This is a genomic window from Thermoanaerobacter kivui (genome assembly GCF_000763575.1).
Classification (GTDB): domain Bacteria; phylum Bacillota; class Thermoanaerobacteria; order Thermoanaerobacterales; family Thermoanaerobacteraceae; genus Thermoanaerobacter; species Thermoanaerobacter kivui.
Genome location: NZ_CP009170.1, coordinates 1,418,490 through 1,437,855, shown reverse-complemented (window position 1 = coordinate 1,437,855; position 19,366 = coordinate 1,418,490). Strand labels below are relative to the sequence as shown.

Sequence of the window (19,366 nt, the reverse complement as noted above, 5' to 3'; positions counted from 1 at the left end):
CCGCAAATATTAATGATATAATATTTACGTACCTGATTTTTAAAATATTGTATAACACTTTTACTGAAAGGATGGGATAAATGAAAACCATAATAAACACCGATGCTGCTCCAAAAGCTATTGGGCCATATTCTCAAGCTATAATGGTAGACGGCTTTTTGTACACGTCAGGGCAAATAGCAATTGATCCTGCTACAGGAGAATTTGTAGAAGGAGGTATTGAAGCGCAGACGGAAAGGGTTTTAGAAAACATAAAAGCGATTTTAAAAGCTGCGGGGATGGATCTCAGTAATGTCATAAAAGCTACTCTATTTGTCACTAACATGGGAAATTTTGCAAAAATTAATGAAATTTATGGAAGGTATTTTAAAGACAATCCACCTGCCCGTTCCTTAGTTGAAGTAAAAAGTCTTCCTAAGGGTGCTCTTATAGAAATAGAAGTTATTGCTCATAAATAAATTTTTTTCTTTTTTTAAAAGACAATTAAACGATTACAAGCTGAGGAAGTAAAAAATGGAAGGGTTTGTTACATACGGTGGCCTTGCTGAAAGAGAAAAGAGCAATTTCCTTCCCATGCGATTTGCGTAGAACTTTACATAGAAGCAGGGATTAGAGCTGTAGAAGTAGGTGCCTTGCTTGCTGGTCGTGACCCTGTTACCAAAAAAGAAAGACTTCCTAAATTAGATTTTGTGCGCCTTACAATTCCAAGGAGAGTTTACACTAACAGCCATATGGATGTTATAGTAGAGGCTGTAAAAAGAGTTTATGCAAGAAGAGATAAAATAAAAGGCTTTAGGTTTACTTAAGAACCACTAATATTAAGGCATTTTACTGCGAGGTGGGAACCGGTAGAATAAAAATAAGGGGGTGGTAAGATACCATCTCCTTTGTTTTATCTATTAAAATATTGAAAACTGTGATAAAATGAATATATACATAAATTTGTAGGAGGAAAATCGGGATTTACATAGAATATATTCATAGGTGAGTGATGTGAAACGAATAGTTAAAATTATAGTGATACTATTGGCGATAGTTTACATAAGTAAATTAGCGGTAACGACTTTTGCAAACAAAGATAAAGTTACAGTAGTAACATATGGAAATCTGGTAGAGGAGTTCAATACTCAAGGGTATATTATAAGAAATGAAATGGTAATAAATTCTCCTTTTGATGGGAAAATAAAAAAACTTGTGTCAAGTGGAGTAAGGGTTGCTAAAGGCACTCCTATAGCACAAATTTATTCTGCCGATTTTGATGAAAAGAAACTACAGGAGTTGGAAGATGTGACAAAGGAATTAAAAACTCAGGATACTAATATACCTTTCTATTCAGATATTCAAAAATTAGATGACATGATAAAAAAGGAAGAAGAAAATTGCCAAAATATGTTAAAAGAAAATAACTCTGGGGCAGATAAAATTAAAAAAAGAATTGAAGCATTAAAAGCTAAAAAAGAGCAAATCTTGAGTAAAGGACCATTGGTACTTCAAAAAATTGAAAACTTAAAAGAGCAAAAGGACTATTTAGAAAAGTATGTAGAAAAAAATATGATTACCATCAATTCACCTGAAGCGGGAATTGTAAGTTATTATTTCGATGGTTTTGAACATATTTTTAATGAAAAAAATATGTTCAATTTAAATGTAAGAAAACTGAAAAATGTAGATTCACAACCTAAAGAGGTAGAGACAGAAATAAAGAAAGACTATCCTTTTATAAAAGTGATAGGTAATTTGGAATGGCATTTAGCAGTGATTTTAAACGAAAGGGAAGAAAAGCTGCTGAAAGAAAATAGCAATGTAAAAATTTTAATTGAGAATTATGACTATGAATTGCGAGGAAAGGTTATAAAAACATACAAAGGTGACGATAAATTATATATAGGGATAATAGATATGATAGACTCTTATCAAGACTTTTATAAGGAGACAAAAGTAAGGGTGAAAATTATACTTAATGATTACAGAGGGCTTAAAGTACCTCTCTCTGCCATTGTCAAAAAAGAAGGTAAAACAGGCGTTTTTGTAATAAAAAATAACAAATACCCTGTTTTCAAAGAAGTTGTGGTAAAAGCTGCAGATGATAAATATGCTATTGTTGAAAGCGTAGATAAAATATCTGGATTGAGATTGTATGACGAAATAGCTACCAATGGCGAAGACTACTTAAGTAAATAAGGGGGGATAACTACGAGCATATGTGAAAATATAAAAAAAATAAAAGAAAATATAAGAGAGCATGCATTAAAAGTAAATCGAAATCCTAACGAGATATTGATTGTAGCGGCTACCAAGACTTTTGGAGTGGAGACTATAAAAGAGGCTATTGCCTGTGGCATAACAGACATAGGTGAGAACAAGGTTCAAGAGTTGAATGAGAAGTATCCCCATTTAAAAGACGAGGTCAATTTCCACTTTATTGGGCATTTGCAAACTAATAAAGTGAAATATGTTATTGATAAAGTTAAATTAATACATTCTTTAGACAGAGTTAAACTAGCAGAAGAAATAAACAAAAGAGCTAAACAAAAAGGTCTCATAATGGATTGCTTAGTGGAAATAAATATAGGGGGAGAGGAGAGTAAATACGGAATTCCTCCCGAAGAAATGAATAATTTTATTAAAGAAATAGAAAAATATGATAATATTAAGATTAAAGGTCTTATGACTATAGCTCCTTACCTTCCTTCGGAAGAAGTGAGACCTTATTTCAAAAAGATGAAAGAGTTGTTTGACAGGTTAAAAGAAATCAAACAACACAATGTAGAAGCGCAATTTTTATCAATGGGTATGTCAAACGATTATTGTGTAGCAGTAGAAGAAGGGGCGAATATCGTCCGCATTGGCACTTCTATTTTTGGCGCAAGACTATATAACATGGAGGGATAATTGATGTCTTCAAAGGTAATTGATAAATTAATGAGTTTCTTTGGGATTGATGACACCGAGGAAGAAGAAGCCGAATATTCTCCTCAAACTGTTGTTCCTTATGACAGAAAACCTAAAATTGTAAATATTCACACACAGCCACAAGTAAAAGTTTTGATTTTAAAACCTGAAAAGTTTGAACAAGTCATGAATATATGCAATGAATTAAAAAACAAAAAACCAGTGATTGTTGATTTACAAAAGATGGATAAAAGTGAGGCTCAAAGAGTAGTTGACTTTTTAAGTGGAGCGGCTTATGCTCTGAATGGTGAAATAAAAAAAGTGGCTGGATATGTATTTTTAGTAGCTCCAGAGAATTTTGACATTACTGGTGACATAAAAGATGAAGTAAATTCTTTATATAACCTAAATTAAGTAGAGATAAGGAGGAAATAATTTTGCCTGTAAATTTTGCAATTTTGACAGCATTAAATTACTTTTTTGAAGTGATTAATTGGCTTATATTGATAAGGGTTATACTGTCTTTGCTCAGAATGGAAAATATGTCAAATCCACTTTCTCGTTTTGTGATAGCTGTGACAGATCCCATATTGGAGCCTTTTAGGGCTTTGCAGTTTAAGTCTCCCATTGGGAGAAATTTAATGATAGATTTTTCACCTGTGCTGGCAATTTTGCTTATTCAGTATTTAGTACGTCCCTTAGTTTTTAAATTAGTTTTAATGCTTATGAGGTATTGATATGATGGATAAAGGATTTGACATAGCAAGGTTTAAAGACATAGTCAAAAGTGTTTTAAAAAATAAACAGGTGCGATATACGGATTTTTTGAGTTTATCTGAACAAAAGCTCTTTGAAAAGGCAACATTAAAGGAACAATATCAAGGAATCCAATACTATTTTGAGGGAGGTTATCCTTCTGCAGAAAGAAAAATAGCAATTATTTATCCGGATTTCTTAAAACCTGAGGAGACTCCTATTTGTGCTATAAGAGCTGTCGGAAACTTGTCTAAACTGTCTCATAGGGACGTATTAGGTTCACTGTTAGGGTTGGGGATAAAAAGACAAAAGATTGGAGACATAATTGTAAAAGAAGACAAATGTGATGTATTGCTGCACAGAGATGTACAAGCCTATGTGCTTATGAGTCTTTTAAAAATTGGGAAAGAAAAAGTGAATGTTACTTCAATTGAATTAAAAGATGTTATGGAGCCTGAAATAAAATGCAAAGATGTTTTTTCTACAGTGGCATCACTGCGAGTTGATAGTGTTGTGGCTGTAGGTTTTGGAATATCGCGTACCAAAGCTTCTGAATTTATAAAATCTGGTATGGCTCAAATAAATTGGGAATACATAGAAGACCCTTCTTCAGAAGTTAAGGAAGGGGATGTTGTTTCTTTGAGGGGTTTTGGAAGGATTAAATTGGAAGAAGTAAAAGGTGTGACGAAGAAAGGGCGTTTTTCTGTACATATTTTGAGGTTTATGTAGTTTTACAAAAGATAGGAGGTAATTTTATATGCTGACACCTATGGATATACACAACAAAGAATTTAGGCGGTCTTTTAGGGGTTATAATGAAGAAGAAGTTGATGAGTTTTTGGATAAAATTATGGAAGATTATGAGTTATTATACAAAGAGAATGCAGAGTTAAAAGATAGAATTAACATAATGAATGAAAAGCTCCAAAGTTATATCAACATGGAAACTACTTTAAATAATACTCTAATTGTCGCTCAAAATACTGCCGAAGAGTTAAAGAGAAATGCAGAAAAAGAAGCACAGCTTATAATACAAAATGCTCAACAAAATGCAGAAAAAATATTGGAAAAAGCAAACCAAGAAGTTGTAAGGATAAGAATGGAATTAGAAAGGTATCGCAAACAGCTCAATGTTTTTAAAGCTAAGTTTAAAGCTCTGTTAGAAGCACAATTAGAAGCGATCCTTTCCATAGATGAGAAAGAATTGATTCCAGATGAGGAAGAGGAGAAGGATGCAGAATAGATTAGGGGTTGTTGGAATATTGATTCAAAATAGAGAAAATGTGGCGGATAGGGTAAATCACATATTGAGTGAGTACGGCCACATTATTGTAGGAAGAATGGGTATACCCTATAAAGATAGGGGAGTATCGGTTATCGCTTTAATAGTTGATGGTACAACGGATGAAATAGGGGCTCTTACTGGTAAACTTGGAAGTCTTCATGGGGTAAAAGTGAAATCTGCTCTGACTGCATAGATATGTATACTATTGACGAAAAACTTGTGGTATTATATAATTGTGTAAAAAATATTGTTAAAAGCTATGATGAGGACGAGTAAGTAGAAGCAACTTCCAGAGAGTTGGCGGTAGGTGCGAGCCAATAAGTTCGTTTCTACTGAAAATCACCTCTGAGCTGCAGGCTGAAATTGCAGTAAGCTGTGCCGGGTTTCCCGTTATCTAAAATGAGTGATTAAGACAGTGAGTGGCACTCGTTGTCTTAATAAATAGGGTGGTACCGCGAACTTCTCGTCCCTGACGGGAAGTTTTCTTTTTTAAGTAACTTTAGATTCTAAAAAATGTGAGGAGGTAGTGGACGATGGATTATAATAAGACACTTAATTTGCCGAGAACGGATTTTCCTATGAAGGCGAATTTACCAACAAGAGAGCCAGAGATATTAAAAAAATGGGAAGAAATGGATATTTATCATAAAACTTTGGAAAAAAATAAAGGTAAAGAAAAGTACATTTTACACGATGGTCCTCCATATGCCAATGGCGATATACACCTTGGAACTGCTATGAATAAAGTATTAAAAGACATTATAGTAAAGTACAAAACAATGCGGGGTTATGATGCTCCTTACGTGCCAGGATGGGACACACACGGCCTTCCCATTGAGCAACAAGCTATAAAGACTTTAGGCATAAAAAGGCATGAGGTAAGTCCTATTGAATTTAGAAAAGTGTGCAAAGACTTCGCGTATTCTCAAATTGAAAAACAGAAGGCTCAATTTAAGAGATTAGGAGTAAGGGGAGATTGGGATAATCCGTATCTTACGTTGAATCCTGAATATGAAGCTAAGCAGATAGAAGTATTTGGAGAAATGGCTAAAAAAGGCTATATTTACAAAGGATTAAAGCCTGTATATTGGTGCCCCAGCTGTGAGACTGCTTTAGCAGAGGCGGAAATTGAATACTTTGATGAAACCTCTGATTCTATTTATGTAAAATTTAGAGTTAGAGATGATTTGGGGAAATTCAAGGGAATTGTTGAGAATCTTAATAATGTGTATTTTGTAATATGGACAACTACTACATGGACTATTCCGGCTAACCTTGCAATTGCTTTAAATCCAGTGTTTGATTATGCGCTTGCAAAGTTTGGAGACGAAGTATATATAATGGCAAAAAATATGTTAGATACTGTAAAGAAAGAAGCTAACCTTTCAGATTATGAAATAATTGCTGTATTTAAAGGAAAAGATTTGGAGGGCATGAAGGCTACCCATCCTTTATATGACAGAGATTCTTTAATAATCTTAGGAGAGCATGTAACTTTAGAAGCAGGTACTGGATGTGTTCACACTGCGCCGGGTCATGGTGAAGAGGACTTTTTGGTAGGGCAGGAATATGGCCTTGAGGCTTTAAACCCAATAGATGATAAAGGGTATTTTACAGATAAAGCGCCGGGCTATGCTGGTCTGTATTATGAAGATGCTAATAAGGTCATAAAGGAAGACTTAAAAAAGGTTAATGCACTTCTTGCTTCAAAACATATAACTCACTCATACCCTCACTGCTGGAGGTGTAAAAGTCCTATAATATTCAGGGCAACAGAACAGTGGTTTGCGTCAGTTGAAGGTTTTAGACAAGAGGCTTTAAAAGCAATTAAAGAGGTCAAGTGGTATCCTGCATGGGGAGAAGAACGTATAACCAATATGGTAAGAGATAGACGCGACTGGTGTATCTCAAGGCAAAGGGTATGGGGTGTTCCAATTCCTATATTTTACTGTGAAAAGTGCGGGAAAGAATTGATAAATGACGATACAATAAATGCAGTTAAAGAAATTTTTAGGCAAAGAGGTTCAGATGCTTGGTTTGAAATGTCAGCTGAGGAGATATTGCCAAAAGGAACTGTCTGTGAATGTGGTTCTACAAAGTTTAGGAAAGAGACAGACATAATGGATGTGTGGTTTGATTCAGGCTCCAGCCATGCAGCTGTGTTAGAGACTCATCCGGACTTAAAATGGCCAGCAGAGCTTTACCTTGAAGGTTCAGACCAGCACAGAGGTTGGTTCCAATCTTCTCTTTTGACATCTGTGGCAACCCGTGGCAAAGCACCTTATAAAAACGTGTTGACGCATGGGTTTGTGGTAGATGGTGAAGGAAGAAAAATGTCAAAATCCTTAGGAAATGGCATTGATCCGGCAGATGTGATAAAAGAATACGGGGCAGATATTTTGAGACTGTGGACTGTTTCTGCAGACTTTACTTCTGATATGAGAATTTCGCAAGAGATTTTAAAACAGATGACAGAAGCTTACAGAAAAATACGCAATACCAGCAAGTTTTTGTTAAGCAATCTTTACGATTTTGACCCTGACAAGGATATGTTGCCATACGAAGAATTGCTTGAAATAGATAAATGGGCTTTGTACAGGCTTGACAGGCTGGTAAAAGACCTTACGGAGTCTTTTGATGAGTACAGGTACTATGATTTTCTCCATGAAGTTCACACCTTCTGTGTTGTAGATATGAGCAGCTTCTACCTTGACATCTTGAAAGACAGGTTGTATACTTATCCTGCTTCTTCTAAAGAGAGAAGGGCTGCTCAGACGACACTGTATATCATTTTAGACACTCTTGTAAGATTGATAGCACCGGTGCTTACTTTTACTTCTGAAGAAATATGGTCATACATGAAACATGACAGCAAAAACAATGTTGAAAGTATACAGTTAGCTGATTGGCCTAAAGTACAAGAAAAGTATAATAATCCATACATCATAGAGAAATGGGAAAAACTCTTTGATGTAAGAAAAGACATTTCAAAAGCTCTTGAGATAGCAAGAAATGACAAAAAAATAGGTCATTCTCTAGAGGCGCAGGTAGACATATATCCTTCCAAAGAGCTTTACGATTTCTTCAAAGGATTTAATGACCTTGATTATGTGTTCATAGTCTCAAAGGTTGTCCTCCATCAACCTGGAGAATTGGCTCCGCAAAATTCTTATGCTAGCGAAGATTATGACTTAAAAATTGTAGTGACTCATGCGCCAGGAGAAAAGTGTGAGCGTTGTTGGATGTACAGTGAAACAGTAGGAACTATAAAGGAGCATCCCACTATTTGTGCAAGATGTGCTTCTCATATCGAGCAGCAAACACAAGTTTAAAAAGGGGATTTTTTCCCCTTTTTAAATTAAAACATTAGGGGGTTGTGATGTGAAAAAGATTGGACTAATAGGTGCTATGGAGGAAGAAGTCAATATTTTAAAAAATGAAATGTCTTTAAAGGAAATTGTGACAAAAGGCAAATTAGATTTTTATATAGGCAGTTTAAATGGTAGCGATATTGTTGTAGTGCAATCCGGGATTGGCAAGGTAAATGCAGCCATGGCAGCTCAAATTTTGATTTCTAATTTTAATATAGATATACTCATAAATACTGGTGTAGCTGGTGGAATAAAACCGGGCGTAAAGGTGGGAGACATAGTTATATCTTCAGATGCTATGGAATATGATATTGATGTAACGGCTTTTGGCTATGAATTGGGAATTATACCGAGGATGGAGGAAAGTATTTTTAGAGCCGACGGAAAATTAGTAGAATTAGCCAAAAAAACGGCAGAAAATATTGCAGAGAGCGATGTATACGTAGGGAGAATCATTTCAGGAGACAAATTTGTTTCCTCAAAAGAGGAAGCAAAAAGATTGGGAGAAATGTTTAATGCCTATGCAGTGGAAATGGAAGGAGCAGCTATTGGCCATGTAGCGTATTTAAATAATATACCTTTTGTCATAATAAGGAGTATTTCGGATAACGCTAACGATGAAGCTTCTGTTGATTTTAGTGCATTTGTAGAACATGCTGCTAATATTTCTAGCAAGATTGTTAAAGAGATGATAAAGCTTTTATGAGGTGATAGAATGCCTTTATCAAATGTAAGCCTCTAAGTATTGCCAGTAGTTTCAGAAGAAGACATATATCCAATTGTAGATAAAGTCATAGAATATATAAAGAGTACAGGTGTAAAATATGTGGTAGGTCCAATGGAAACTACCATGGAAGGAGAACTTTGTTACAATTCAAGAAAAAAAATACGTATAATTAATTTTGAAATGCATAAAGATATATTGACAAATAATTTAATGCGTTATAGAATTAAAATAACACAACTTAAATAGGTGTGAAAACCAATGACCGGGAAGAGTAGATATCAGCGTTTAGTCAAAGCGAGCTCGGGAGGGTGAAAGCCGAGTACTGTAGCTGATATTGAATGGGCCCGCGAGGTGAGATGCGAACTTTTAAGTAGCAGTATCCGGTGGTCTACCGTTAAAAAGACAGGGTATCGAGAAATCTCCGTACCCGAAAGAGTGGTCCTGTGTGAAAAAGGTGGCACAAGCGAGCATTTCGCCCTTTTGGTGAAATGCTTTTTTTAGTAATACAGGACAAATTGGGTGGCACCGCGAGTCACTTCGCCCCAATGGGCGGAGTGACTTTTTTAATTTTCAGGAGGTGGTACAGTGGTAAACATTTCTAAAGAAGATTTTTGCGAACACAAAAAAAGAGGATATGTTTTCCCAGTCTATGCAGAAATAAACGGAGATGAATTGACGCCAATAAACATTTTTTATAGTCTTGAAGGCAAAAACAAATTTTTACTGGAAAGTGCAAATGGAGGTATTAACTGGGGGAGATATTCATTTATAGGAAAAGACCCATATTTATCAATTTTAAGTTATGGCAAAAGAATAAAAATTATAGGCGAGAAAGAAGAAGCTAAGGAAGGGCTAGTACTTGAGGAAATAAGAAAAGTTATGAAAGCCAAATACAATTCTCTAGGACTTGATATTCCTTTTGTTGGAGGTGCTGTGGGTTATGTATCTTACGATACGATAAGGCTTTATGAAAGACTGCCGGATAAAAACCCTGATGAAATAAATATACCGGAAGCTTACTTTATGTTTTACAAAAGCTTCGTCTGCTATGACCATTTTAAACACAGAATTTACATTGTTTATAACGTATATCCCAATGAAGATGTGGAATATGAGAAAGTTTTACAAAAGATTAATACACTTTATCAAGAAATAAAATTAGCCACTCCGCAATTCCATGACCTTCCACCACAACAAAATCAAGAAGTTTATTACAATTTTACAAAAGAAGAGTTTTGTAAAATTGTTGAAAAAGCAAAAGAATACATCGAAAAAGGAGACATATTCCAAGTAGTGTTGTCTCAAAGGTTAAAAGCAGCAGTAAGTTCCCACCCTTTCGAGATATACAGAAGATTAAGGTCAAAAAATCCATCTCCATATCTTTTTTACATCGATTTTGGTGATTTTCAGCTTCTTGGTTCTTCACCTGAAAGCCTTGTAAGTGTTTTTAAAGGTAAAGTAACCACAAATCCGATAGCGGGTACAAGACGAAGAGGAAAAGATGAAGAAGAGGATTTAAGACTTAAAGAGGAACTTTTAAAAGATGAAAAGGAAAGGGCAGAGCATGTGATGTTAGTTGACCTTGGAAGAAACGACATAGGAAAAGTTAGTGAATTTGGAAGTGTAAAAATAGAGCGTTTTATGGAAGTAGATTTTTACTCTCATGTAATGCACATTGTATCGACTGTTTCAGGAAAGCTAAAAAGAGGACTTACGGCTTTTGATGCTCTTATAGCTTGTCTTCCTGCAGGTACAGTTTCTGGGGCACCAAAAATAAGGGCGATGGAAATAATAGACGAACTTGAAAATGTGAGAAGGTCTTTTTACGCAGGAGCTGTTGGATATTTTTCCTACAATGGCAATATGGACATGTGCATAGCAATAAGGACTATTCTCTTCAAAGAAGGTTATGCTTACGTTCAAGCGGGAGCAGGCATTGTATATGATTCAATTCCTGAGATGGAATACTGTGAAACTTTAAATAAGGCAATGGCTCTTAAGGAGGTTCTTTGATGATTCTGATTATAGATAATTACGATTCCTTTACCTATAATCTTTATCAATATGTGGGAGAAATGAACAAAGAAATATTTGTAATAAGAAATGATGAAATGGATATTGAAGAGATTGAAAAACTGAATCCTGAGAAAATTATATTATCCCCTGGACCAGGAAGACCTGAAAATGCTGGTATATGTGTTGATGTCATTAAAAATCTAGGGCATAAAATTCCAATATTAGGAATATGTCTTGGCCATCAAGCGATTGGATATGCATATGGTGCAAAAATTGTAAAAGCAGATAAGATAATGCATGGCAAAACTTCTCTCGTATTTCACGAAGGTGAAAAAATATTTAAAGATATTAAGAATCCTATAGAGGCAATGAGATATCACTCTCTTGTTATAGATAGACAAACTCTTCCAAGAAATTTAGAAATTACAGCCTATACAGAGGAAGGAGTGATTATGGGAGTAAGGCATAATAAATACCCTGTATATGGTTTACAGTTTCATCCAGAGTCTATCTTGACAGAGCAGGGTAAAGAAATTTTGAGAAATTTTTTGGAGGTGGGATACCATGTTACAAGAAGCTATTAAAAAAATTGTTTCAAAAGAGAACCTTGAAGAGAGAGAAGCTTATGCTGTTATGAATGAAATTATGAGTGGTAATGCAACTCCTTCTTTAATAGGGGGTATATTAATAGGACTCCGATTAAAAGGGGAAAGTGTAGAAGAAATAACAGGTTTTGCAAAGGCAATGAGAGATAACGCCATAAAATTAGAACTTGCTTCGGATTATGTAATAGATACTTGTGGTACAGGTGGCGATGGTGGGAAGACATTCAATATTTCAACGGCAGTGGCGATAATTGCCTCTGCTGCAGGAGTAAAAGTTGCAAAACACGGCAACAGAGCTGTTTCCAGCAAAAGCGGAAGTGCAGATGTTTTGATGGAATTGGGATTTGACATTGAAATGGTGCCAGAAAAAACAAAAAGATTAATTGAAGAAAAGGGTATGGGATTTTTGTTTGCGCCCAAATATCACGTCGCAATGAAAAACGTAGCAGGCATAAGAAAAGAGTTAGGCACAAGAACGGTATTTAATGTTTTAGGACCATTGACAAATCCCGCATTTGTAAAAGGACAGGTATTAGGAGTTTACGATAAAGAATTGACTCATCCTCTCGCTGAAGTACTTTTAAGATTGGGAACTGAAAAGGCTATGGTGGTCCACGGCTTTGATGGCCTTGATGAAATAACTACTACTTCTCCTACTTTTGTCAGTGAAGTAAAAGAAGGCAAAGTCATTGATTATGTGATAGACCCAGAGGATTACGGTATCCCTTATGCAAAACTTGAAGATTTAGAAGGCAAAGATGCAAAAGAGAATGCTCAAATAATCTTAAACATCTTAAAAGGTGAAAAAGGGCCTAAAAGAGATATAGTCGTTTTAAACGCAGCAGCGGCCTTATATATAGGAAAAGTTGTGGAAGATTTAAAAGAGGGAATAAAAGTCGCAAATTATCTAATAGATACGGGTTTAGCTTTTGATAAGCTTACAGAGATTTTGGAGTACCAAAGGAGGCTTAATTGATGGTATTAGATGAGATTGTGAGACACAAAAAAAAGGAGGTGGAAGAGAAAAAAAGAATAAAGCCAGTAGAGGAACTAATTAACGAAATTAAAGGAGGCTATTCTGGCAATTTCAAGAAAGTACTTCAAAAAGAGGGTATATCAATTATTGGAGAGATAAAAAAAGCCTCTCCCTCTAAAGGAATTATAAAAGAAGACTTTGATTCAGTAAAAATTGCAAAAGTGTATGAGAAAGTTGATATTGACGCTATTTCCGTTTTGACAGAGAAGGAATTTTTTAAAGGGGATGACAACTATATCAGGGAAGTAAAAAAAGTGAGTTCAAAACCTATTTTGAGAAAAGATTTTATCGTGGATGAATACCAAATATATGAATCAAAAATTTTAGGAGCCGACGCAGTACTTCTCATTGTTTCCGTATTAGGGGACAAATTAAGAGATTTTTATAATTTATCTAAAAGTGTAGGTTTAGATGTGCTTGTGGAAATTCACGACAGACAACAGCTTGAAATAGCATTGGAAGCTGAATGTGACATAATAGGTATAAATAACAGAGACCTCAAAACTTTTAATGTAGATATAAACACAACAGAAAATTTGATTAAATATATACCTCAAAGTACAATAATTGTTTCCGAAAGTGGAATAAAAATACCTGAAGATGTAAGGTATTTAGCTTCTTTGGGAGTAGATGCCGTATTAATTGGCGAGACTTTTATGAAAATTATAGATGATATTGACAAAATCACTGATTTTGTAAGGGAGGCAAAAGGAGGAGGATAAATTGGTAAAAGTAAAAATTTGCGGACTGAGAAGAAAAGAGGATATTGAATATGCCAATGAGCTAAAACCTGATTATGTAGGATTTGTCTTTGCAAAAAGCAAAAGACAAGTAGAGGTAGAACAGGCTTTATACCTCATAAGCCTTCTTGATAAAGAGATTAAAACAGTGGGAGTTTTTGTAAATGAACCAGTGGAAAATGCATTAAAGATAGCTCAAACACTAAATCTCGATGTTTTACAGTTTCACGGTGATGAAACACAGGATTATATAGATAATTTTAAAAATTTCACAGTGTGGAAGGCAATACGCATAAAAGACAAAGAAGATTTGGAAAAAACAAAAGAATTTAGAGTAAATAGTTTTGTATTTGACACTTTGACAAAAAACGAATACGGTGGTACAGGAAAAACATTTAATTGGGAAGTTTTAAAAGGATTTGAATTGAATGTTCCAATAATTTTGGCAGGAGGGCTAAACGAAAACAATGTAGAGGAAGCTATAAGAATAGTAAATCCCTATGCTGTTGACGTCTCCAGTGGCGTTGAGACAGAAGGTTATAAAGATTTTAAAAAAATGAAATCATTTATTGAAAAAGTGAGGGGTATTCGATGAGTGGAAGATTTGGACGTTTTGGAGGTCAGTATGTGCCAGAGACTGTGATGAATGCGCTTATAGAATTAGAGAGGGAATTTGAAAAAGCTAAACAGGATAAAGATTTCATGGAAGAATATAGGTATTACTTGAGGGAATATTCAGGAAGACCTACACCTTTGTATTATGCTGAGAATCTTACTAAAAGGCTTGGCGGGGCGAAAATTTATCTAAAGAGGGAAGACCTAAACCACACAGGAGCCCATAAAATAAACAACGTATTGGGACAGATTTTACTGGCAAAGCGGATGAATAAAAAGAGAGTTATAGCTGAGACAGGAGCAGGACAGCATGGAGTGGCAACTGCTACAGCTGCTGCAATGTTTGGAATGGAATGCGAAATATTCATGGGAGAAGAAGATATAAAAAGGCAATCTTTAAATGTCTTTAGAATGAAACTTTTAGGTGCAAAAGTAACACCAGTAAAATCAGGGACGGGAACCTTAAAAGATGCAATAAATGAAGCAATAAGAGATTGGGTGACAAATGTAGATAATACTTTTTATGTGATGGGTTCTGTTGTTGGGCCTCATCCTTATCCTACTATGGTGAGAGATTTTCAAAGAGTAATAGGGGATGAGGCAAAAGAGCAAATACTTCAAAAAGAAGGAAGACTTCCTGATTATGTGATTGCTTGTGTCGGCGGAGGCAGTAATGCCATGGGAATTTTCTATCCCTTCATTGAAGATAAAGAGGTAAAATTGATAGGCGTGGAAGCTGCAGGTGAAGGAATTGAGACAGGGAAACATGCAGCTACAATGGCAAAAGGTTCTGTAGGAGTATTGCACGGCATGATGACTTATCTTTTACAGGATGAAGAGGGGAGAATAATGCCAGTATACTCTATATCTGCAGGACTGGATTACCCGGGGGTAGGTCCAGAACATGCCTTTTTAAAAGAAAGTAATAGAGCTCAATATGTATATGCGACAGACAAAGAAGCATTGGCGGCTTTTATGGACTTATCTCAAACAGAAGGGATAATACCAGCTTTGGAGAGCGCTCACGCTTTGGCATATGCTATGAAACTGGCTCCAAATTTAAGGAAAGACAATATTATCATTGTAAATTTGTCAGGCAGAGGAGATAAAGACGTAAATACAGTTGCGAAAGTATTGGGGGTGGAGTTATGAATAGGATTGACAAAAAGTTTGAAGCCTTAAAAGGAGAAGGGCGCAAAGCCTTAATAACCTTTATAACAGCAGGAGACCCGGATATAGAGACGACTTATGATATAGTCTTGGCTTTGGAAGAAACAGGAGCGGATATAATAGAACTGGGAATACCTTATTCTGATCCATTAGCTGATGGGCCTACAATACAGGCTTCTTCACAAAGAGCTTTAAATAAAGGTGTAAAAATTCCTGATATAATGAAAATAGTAGAAAAAATAAGGTTAAAAAGTGATATCCCTCTGGTTTACCTTGTCTACTATAACTCTATATTCAAATATGGCATACAAAAATTTTTAAAAGAGTCAAAAGATGTAGGGATAGATGGACTTATCATTCCAGACTTGCCTATTGAAGAGAGAAAAGATATTACTGAAGAAGCAGATAAATACGATATTTATTTAATACCTTTAGTTGCCCCAACATCAAAAGAGAGGATAAAATTAATTACGCAAAACGGGAAAGGATTTGTATATTGCGTATCAATTACAGGTGTCACAGGAGCAAGAGAAGACATTGAAACTGACATTGAAGAATATATGAAAATGGTCTCTCAATATACCAATATGCCAAAGGCAATAGGGTTTGGCATATCTACTCCGGAGATGGCGAAAAAATTAAAAGATTTCAGTGATGGCATCATCGTAGGAAGTGCTCTTGTAGAAAGAATTGCTAAAGGGTATAATAAATCTGAAATGTTACAGGAGGTCAAAAATTTTGTAGCAAGCTTAAAGGAAGTGCTATGAAGGTGGTAAAAATGGAATTTAAAATAGTTGGCGATAAAAACAATAAAGTATCAATAAAAATAGGGAATATAACTATTGGAAAAGATAAGCTTATAATAGCTGGTCCCTGTGCTGTTGAAAATGAGGATATGCTTATAAAAATTGCAGAAAAAGTTAAAAGCTGGGGTGCAAATGCTTTAAGAGGAGGAGCTTATAAGCCCCGCACCTCCCCTTATTCTTTTCAAGGTTTAGGGATTGATGGACTTAAAATGCTTAAGAATGTGGGAGATATGTTTAATTTGCCAGTTGTAACTGAAGTTTTAGATGTGAGAGATGTTGAAATTGTGGAAAGATATGTTGATGTTCTTCAAATAGGTTCAAGAAATATGCAGAATTTTTCGCTTCTCAAAGAAGTAGGAAAAACCAAAAAGCCTGTTTTGTTAAAAAGGGGATTTTCAGCTACCTATGAAGAATGGCTTTATGCAGCGGAATATATTGCAGTTGAAGGAAACACCAACATCATCATGTGTGAAAGAGGTATAAGGACTTTTGAAACTTATACACGAAATACGCTGGATATTGCTGCAATTTTAGTAATTCATGAACTTTCAAACTTGCCTATTATCGCAGATGTAAGCCATGGTACAGGGAAAAGAAGCTTAATCATACCGATGGCAAAAGCTTCAATAGCTGCTGGCGCAGACGGAATAATGGTGGAAGTTCACCCTGAGCCCGATAAAGCTTTATCTGATGGAGAGCAGTCCCTTGATTTTTCACAATTTGAAGAATTGATGAGAGAGATAAAAAGCTATTGAAATTTTGCGTGAGAAAATATATAATAGAAGTAACAGAAAATAATTATCTAAAGAAAATAATTTTAGAAAGTAGGGATAGCATGGTAGAGCTAAATAAAAAAGCTCCTGACTTTACTTTAAATACTCATGATGGAAAACAAGTTTCCCTTTCAGATTTTTTAGGTAAAAAGGTTGTTTTATACTTTTATCCAAAAGATAACACTCCAGGTTGTACAAAAGAAGCTGTTTCTTTTAGGGACAACATAAAGTCAATAGAAGAGAAAAATGCTGTCGTAATAGGTATAAGTTTAGATGATGAAACTTCTCATAAAAAGTTTATTGAAAAATTCAATCTTCCTTTTATTCTTCTAAGTGACAAAGATGCGAATGTGTCTACAGAATATGGGGTATACAAAGAAAAAAACATGTATGGCAAAAAGAAAATGGGAATAGAAAGGTCAACTTTTATCATTGACTCTGAAGGAATTGTTAGGAAAATATTTAGAAGGGTAAAAGTAGATGGACACGTTGAAGAGGTATTAAAGGCGTTAGATGAAATATAAAAAAGTTTAGGGAAAGCCCTAAACTTTTTTCTTATATCTTGTCAAGAGCTTGTTTAAAGTCTTTTATAATATCTTCTATCTCTTCTATTTACAGTACATTTTGAGGTAAAATATTATTAAATACAAGATTGATTTCATATTTTTTCTAATGAATAAATAAACGTTTATAAAGGCTTTATTTTACAGTAATAAAGAAAACGATACTGGAAAAATTAAATGTAAGGAGGAAAAAGTCTTGAATAAAGACGAATATAAAAACAATAATAATATTATGTTAACTGCAATAAAAAAGCAGTTGGACCAAATGTCAGAGATGATGGAGAAGATGAAAATTGCTGATTACGTCGAGCTTATGCAAAGCCCTTATAGGCTTTTGTGGTTAAACTTTATAGGCGGGGTAGCAAGAGGTTTTGGAATAGCAGTAGGTTTTACAATACTTGGTGCGATAGTTCTTTATATACTTCAAAAATTGGTGATGTTAAATTTACCTCTAATTGGCAGTATTATAGCGGATATAGTTAAGATGGTAAATCAAAAGTTATATTAAATAGGAGTTGGTATGATGGATAGTGAAAAGCTGGAACACTTTAGACAATTACTATTAAAAGAAAAGGGAAAGGTCTTAAGCACAATAAATCAAATGAATTACAATGATGGCATTGGCGGAATTGCACAGAGAGAGTATTATCAAGAACTTTCTCTTTTGGATAATCATCCGGCAGATTTTGCTTCTGAAGTTTATGAAGTAGAGAAAAATTATGCTCTCAAAAACAACGAAAAACATATTTTAAGGCAAATAGAAGATGCTTTTAAGAGGATGGAAATGGGTACTTACGGGATATGTACTCACTGCCATAAGCCAATTGAAGAAGAACGATTAGAAGCCCTTCCTTATACTGCTCTTTGTGCAGAATGCGCTAAAAATAATGATTTGAAATTAAAAGATTTAAGGAATTCAAGGCCGAATGAAGAGAGAATGATAAAATACCCCTTTGGATGGGGGTATAAGGATTTAAAAGAAGAAATTCAATTTGATGCAGAGGATTCTTATCAAGAGGTTGCACGATTTAATAAGACAAAAAGCGGTTTGGACAATTATGATGATGACTATGATGATGAAAATGCTGGTTATGTAGAGGAAACTGACAAGATAAGTAATGAAGATTATAAAAGGACTTTGTAAATCTCCGGGAAACTGGAGATTTTTTATTCACCTATAATTTTGACCAACACTCTCTTTTTCCTTCTTCCGTCAAATTCACCGTAAAAGATTTGTTCCCATGGACCAAAATCTAATTTTCCATCTGTTATAGCTACTACAACTTCTCGACCCATTATTGTACGCTTTAAATGAGCGTCTGCATTATCTTCATAAGTATTATGATAATATTGGTCATAGGGTTTTTCGGGGGCTAATTTTTCCAAGAAATTTTCAAAGTCTTTATGTAAGCCTGGTTCATCGTCATTTATAAAAACACTTGAGGTAATGTGCATTGCATTACATAAAAGAAGCCCTTCCTTGATTCCGCTTTCTCTTAAGCATTCCTCTATAAGAGGTGTAATGTTTATAAATTCTCTTCTCTTTTTTGTTTCAAACCACAACTCTTTTCTATAGCTTTTCACGATGATACCTCCCACATTGGTTATTTTTAATTATATTTTATCACAAATAAATTGTTTGCAAGAGTAATAATACTCTGGTATATTAATTTTAAGAGGAAGAGGTGTTGTAAAAAGGCCACAAAAAATTGGTATTTGAAGGTCATATTAGAGAAGAAAATAAAAAATTAAGGAGTGTGTATAATGTCAAAAAAACTTTATCGCTCAAGAACACAAAGAATGATAGGAGGCGTATGTGGAGGAATAGCAGAGTATTTTAATGTAGACCCAACAATTATAAGACTCATTTGGGCATTTCTAATAATATTTTGGGGAACTGGACTTTTAGCTTATTTAATTGCATGGATAATTATACCAGAAGAACCGTAAAATTAACGTTAAGATAAGTTTATTAGTTTTAAATTTCTGAATGGTAGCGATTTAGGAATAA

Annotated in this window: 23 protein-coding genes, 2 pseudogenes and 2 other annotated features; of the genes and pseudogenes, 24 read left to right on the top strand and 1 reads right to left on the bottom strand. The window is 34.7% G+C overall.

The features are described from left to right. The first annotated feature begins 80 nt into the window (after positions 1-80). The 23 genes and pseudogenes from TKV_RS07310 (at position 81) to TKV_RS07205 (ending at position 18,499) form a co-directional block, all read left to right on the top strand. The gene (locus TKV_RS07310) at positions 81-458 is read left to right on the top strand and encodes a RidA family protein (RefSeq protein ID WP_049685385.1); all 378 of its coding nucleotides are present in this window, start codon (positions 81-83) and stop codon (positions 456-458) included. Positions 459-578: 120 nt separating this feature from the next. After that, on the top strand, positions 579-806 hold the full coding sequence (locus TKV_RS12430; RefSeq protein ID WP_322785820.1) for a beta-eliminating lyase-related protein: 228 nt from the start codon (positions 579-581) through the stop codon (positions 804-806). 187 nt (positions 807-993) lie between these two features. Further along, positions 994-2,181, top strand: a complete 1,188-nt coding sequence (locus TKV_RS07305; protein ID WP_049686245.1) for an HlyD family efflux transporter periplasmic adaptor subunit — start codon at positions 994-996, stop codon at positions 2,179-2,181. 6 nt (positions 2,182-2,187) lie between these two features. Next, on the top strand, positions 2,188-2,892 hold the full coding sequence (locus TKV_RS07300; RefSeq protein ID WP_173402351.1) for a YggS family pyridoxal phosphate-dependent enzyme: 705 nt from the start codon (positions 2,188-2,190) through the stop codon (positions 2,890-2,892). 3 nt (positions 2,893-2,895) lie between these two features. Then, entirely contained in the window at positions 2,896-3,306 is a 411-nt protein-coding gene (locus TKV_RS07295; protein ID WP_049685383.1) for a cell division protein SepF, read from the top strand. A 23-nt stretch (positions 3,307-3,329) separates the two neighbouring features. After that, the gene (locus TKV_RS07290; protein ID WP_084574214.1) at positions 3,330-3,629 is read left to right on the top strand and encodes a YggT family protein; all 300 of its coding nucleotides are present in this window, start codon (positions 3,330-3,332) and stop codon (positions 3,627-3,629) included. Between the two features lies 1 nt (position 3,630). Continuing rightward, a complete protein-coding gene (locus tag TKV_RS07285; protein ID WP_049685381.1) occupies positions 3,631-4,377 on the top strand; it encodes a YlmH family RNA-binding protein in 747 nt (248 codons plus the stop codon). Between the two features lie 28 nt (positions 4,378-4,405). Beyond that, positions 4,406-4,891: a DivIVA domain-containing protein gene (locus TKV_RS07280; RefSeq protein ID WP_029689228.1), complete on the top strand. Its 486-nt coding sequence runs from the start codon at positions 4,406-4,408 to the stop codon at positions 4,889-4,891. After that, the gene (locus tag TKV_RS07275; RefSeq protein ID WP_029689229.1) at positions 4,881-5,126 is read left to right on the top strand and encodes a TM1266 family iron-only hydrogenase system putative regulator; all 246 of its coding nucleotides are present in this window, start codon (positions 4,881-4,883) and stop codon (positions 5,124-5,126) included. Before TKV_RS07280 ends, TKV_RS07275 begins: the two co-directional genes overlap by 11 nt. A 57-nt stretch (positions 5,127-5,183) precedes the next feature. After that, positions 5,184-5,407, top strand: a binding site (T-box leader). 59 nt (positions 5,408-5,466) lie between these two features. Continuing rightward, a complete protein-coding gene (gene ileS, locus TKV_RS07270; RefSeq protein ID WP_049685380.1) occupies positions 5,467-8,265 on the top strand; it encodes an isoleucine--tRNA ligase in 2,799 nt (932 codons plus the stop codon). A gap of 49 nt (positions 8,266-8,314) precedes the next feature. Next, positions 8,315-9,010, top strand: coding sequence for a 5'-methylthioadenosine/adenosylhomocysteine nucleosidase (locus TKV_RS07265; RefSeq protein WP_049685379.1), 696 nt, complete (start codon positions 8,315-8,317; stop codon positions 9,008-9,010). Positions 9,011-9,049: 39 nt separating this feature from the next. Continuing rightward, positions 9,050-9,169 (top strand): annotated as a pseudogene (locus TKV_RS13965) (thiamine-binding protein); the annotation flags it as partial. 111 nt (positions 9,170-9,280) lie between these two features. After that, positions 9,281-9,579 (top strand) — a binding site (T-box leader). A 37-nt stretch (positions 9,580-9,616) separates the two neighbouring features. After that, positions 9,617-11,044 carry an anthranilate synthase component I gene (gene trpE, locus TKV_RS07255; protein ID WP_049685378.1) on the top strand — a complete coding sequence of 476 codons (1,428 nt, stop codon included), beginning with the start codon at positions 9,617-9,619 and terminating at the stop codon, positions 11,042-11,044. Next, a complete protein-coding gene (locus TKV_RS07250) occupies positions 11,044-11,631 on the top strand; it encodes an anthranilate synthase component II (RefSeq protein WP_003867685.1) in 588 nt (195 codons plus the stop codon). Before trpE ends, TKV_RS07250 begins: the two co-directional genes overlap by 1 nt. Then, positions 11,612-12,628, top strand: coding sequence for an anthranilate phosphoribosyltransferase (gene trpD, locus TKV_RS07245; protein ID WP_049685377.1), 1,017 nt, complete (start codon positions 11,612-11,614; stop codon positions 12,626-12,628). The genes TKV_RS07250 and trpD overlap by 20 nt, the downstream gene beginning before the upstream one ends. Then, a complete protein-coding gene (gene trpC, locus TKV_RS07240; protein ID WP_049685376.1) occupies positions 12,628-13,410 on the top strand; it encodes an indole-3-glycerol phosphate synthase TrpC in 783 nt (260 codons plus the stop codon). Before trpD ends, trpC begins: the two co-directional genes overlap by 1 nt. A 1-nt stretch (position 13,411) precedes the next feature. Further along, complete coding sequence (locus TKV_RS07235) at positions 13,412-14,023, top strand: phosphoribosylanthranilate isomerase (RefSeq protein ID WP_003869616.1); 612 nt, start codon at positions 13,412-13,414, stop codon at positions 14,021-14,023. Further along, on the top strand, positions 14,020-15,195 hold the full coding sequence (gene trpB / locus TKV_RS07230; protein ID WP_049685375.1) for a tryptophan synthase subunit beta: 1,176 nt from the start codon (positions 14,020-14,022) through the stop codon (positions 15,193-15,195). Before TKV_RS07235 ends, trpB begins: the two co-directional genes overlap by 4 nt. Beyond that, complete coding sequence (gene trpA / locus TKV_RS07225; protein WP_049685374.1) at positions 15,192-15,980, top strand: tryptophan synthase subunit alpha; 789 nt, start codon at positions 15,192-15,194, stop codon at positions 15,978-15,980. The genes trpB and trpA overlap by 4 nt, the downstream gene beginning before the upstream one ends. Beyond that, the gene (aroF, locus tag TKV_RS07220; protein ID WP_173402334.1) at positions 15,977-16,774 is read left to right on the top strand and encodes a 3-deoxy-7-phosphoheptulonate synthase; all 798 of its coding nucleotides are present in this window, start codon (positions 15,977-15,979) and stop codon (positions 16,772-16,774) included. The genes trpA and aroF overlap by 4 nt, the downstream gene beginning before the upstream one ends. An 80-nt stretch (positions 16,775-16,854) precedes the next feature. Then, positions 16,855-17,316, top strand: a complete 462-nt coding sequence (bcp, locus tag TKV_RS07215; protein ID WP_049686243.1) for a thioredoxin-dependent thiol peroxidase — start codon at positions 16,855-16,857, stop codon at positions 17,314-17,316. 235 nt (positions 17,317-17,551) lie between these two features. Next, entirely contained in the window at positions 17,552-17,863 is a 312-nt protein-coding gene (locus TKV_RS07210) for a DUF5665 domain-containing protein (RefSeq protein WP_084574212.1), read from the top strand. 15 nt (positions 17,864-17,878) lie between these two features. Continuing rightward, positions 17,879-18,499, top strand: coding sequence for a TraR/DksA C4-type zinc finger protein (locus TKV_RS07205; protein ID WP_049685373.1), 621 nt, complete (start codon positions 17,879-17,881; stop codon positions 18,497-18,499). 23 nt (positions 18,500-18,522) lie between these two features. On the opposite strand, the gene TKV_RS07200 is transcribed toward TKV_RS07205, so the two are convergent. Further along, on the bottom strand, positions 18,523-18,939 hold the full coding sequence (locus tag TKV_RS07200) for a secondary thiamine-phosphate synthase enzyme YjbQ (protein ID WP_049685372.1): 417 nt from the start codon (positions 18,937-18,939) through the stop codon (positions 18,523-18,525). A 180-nt stretch (positions 18,940-19,119) separates the two neighbouring features. Between TKV_RS07200 and TKV_RS07195 the strand changes: the two are divergent. After that, positions 19,120-19,302: pseudogene (locus TKV_RS07195) on the top strand (PspC domain-containing protein); the annotation flags it as partial. Positions 19,303-19,366: the final 64 nt, after the last annotated feature.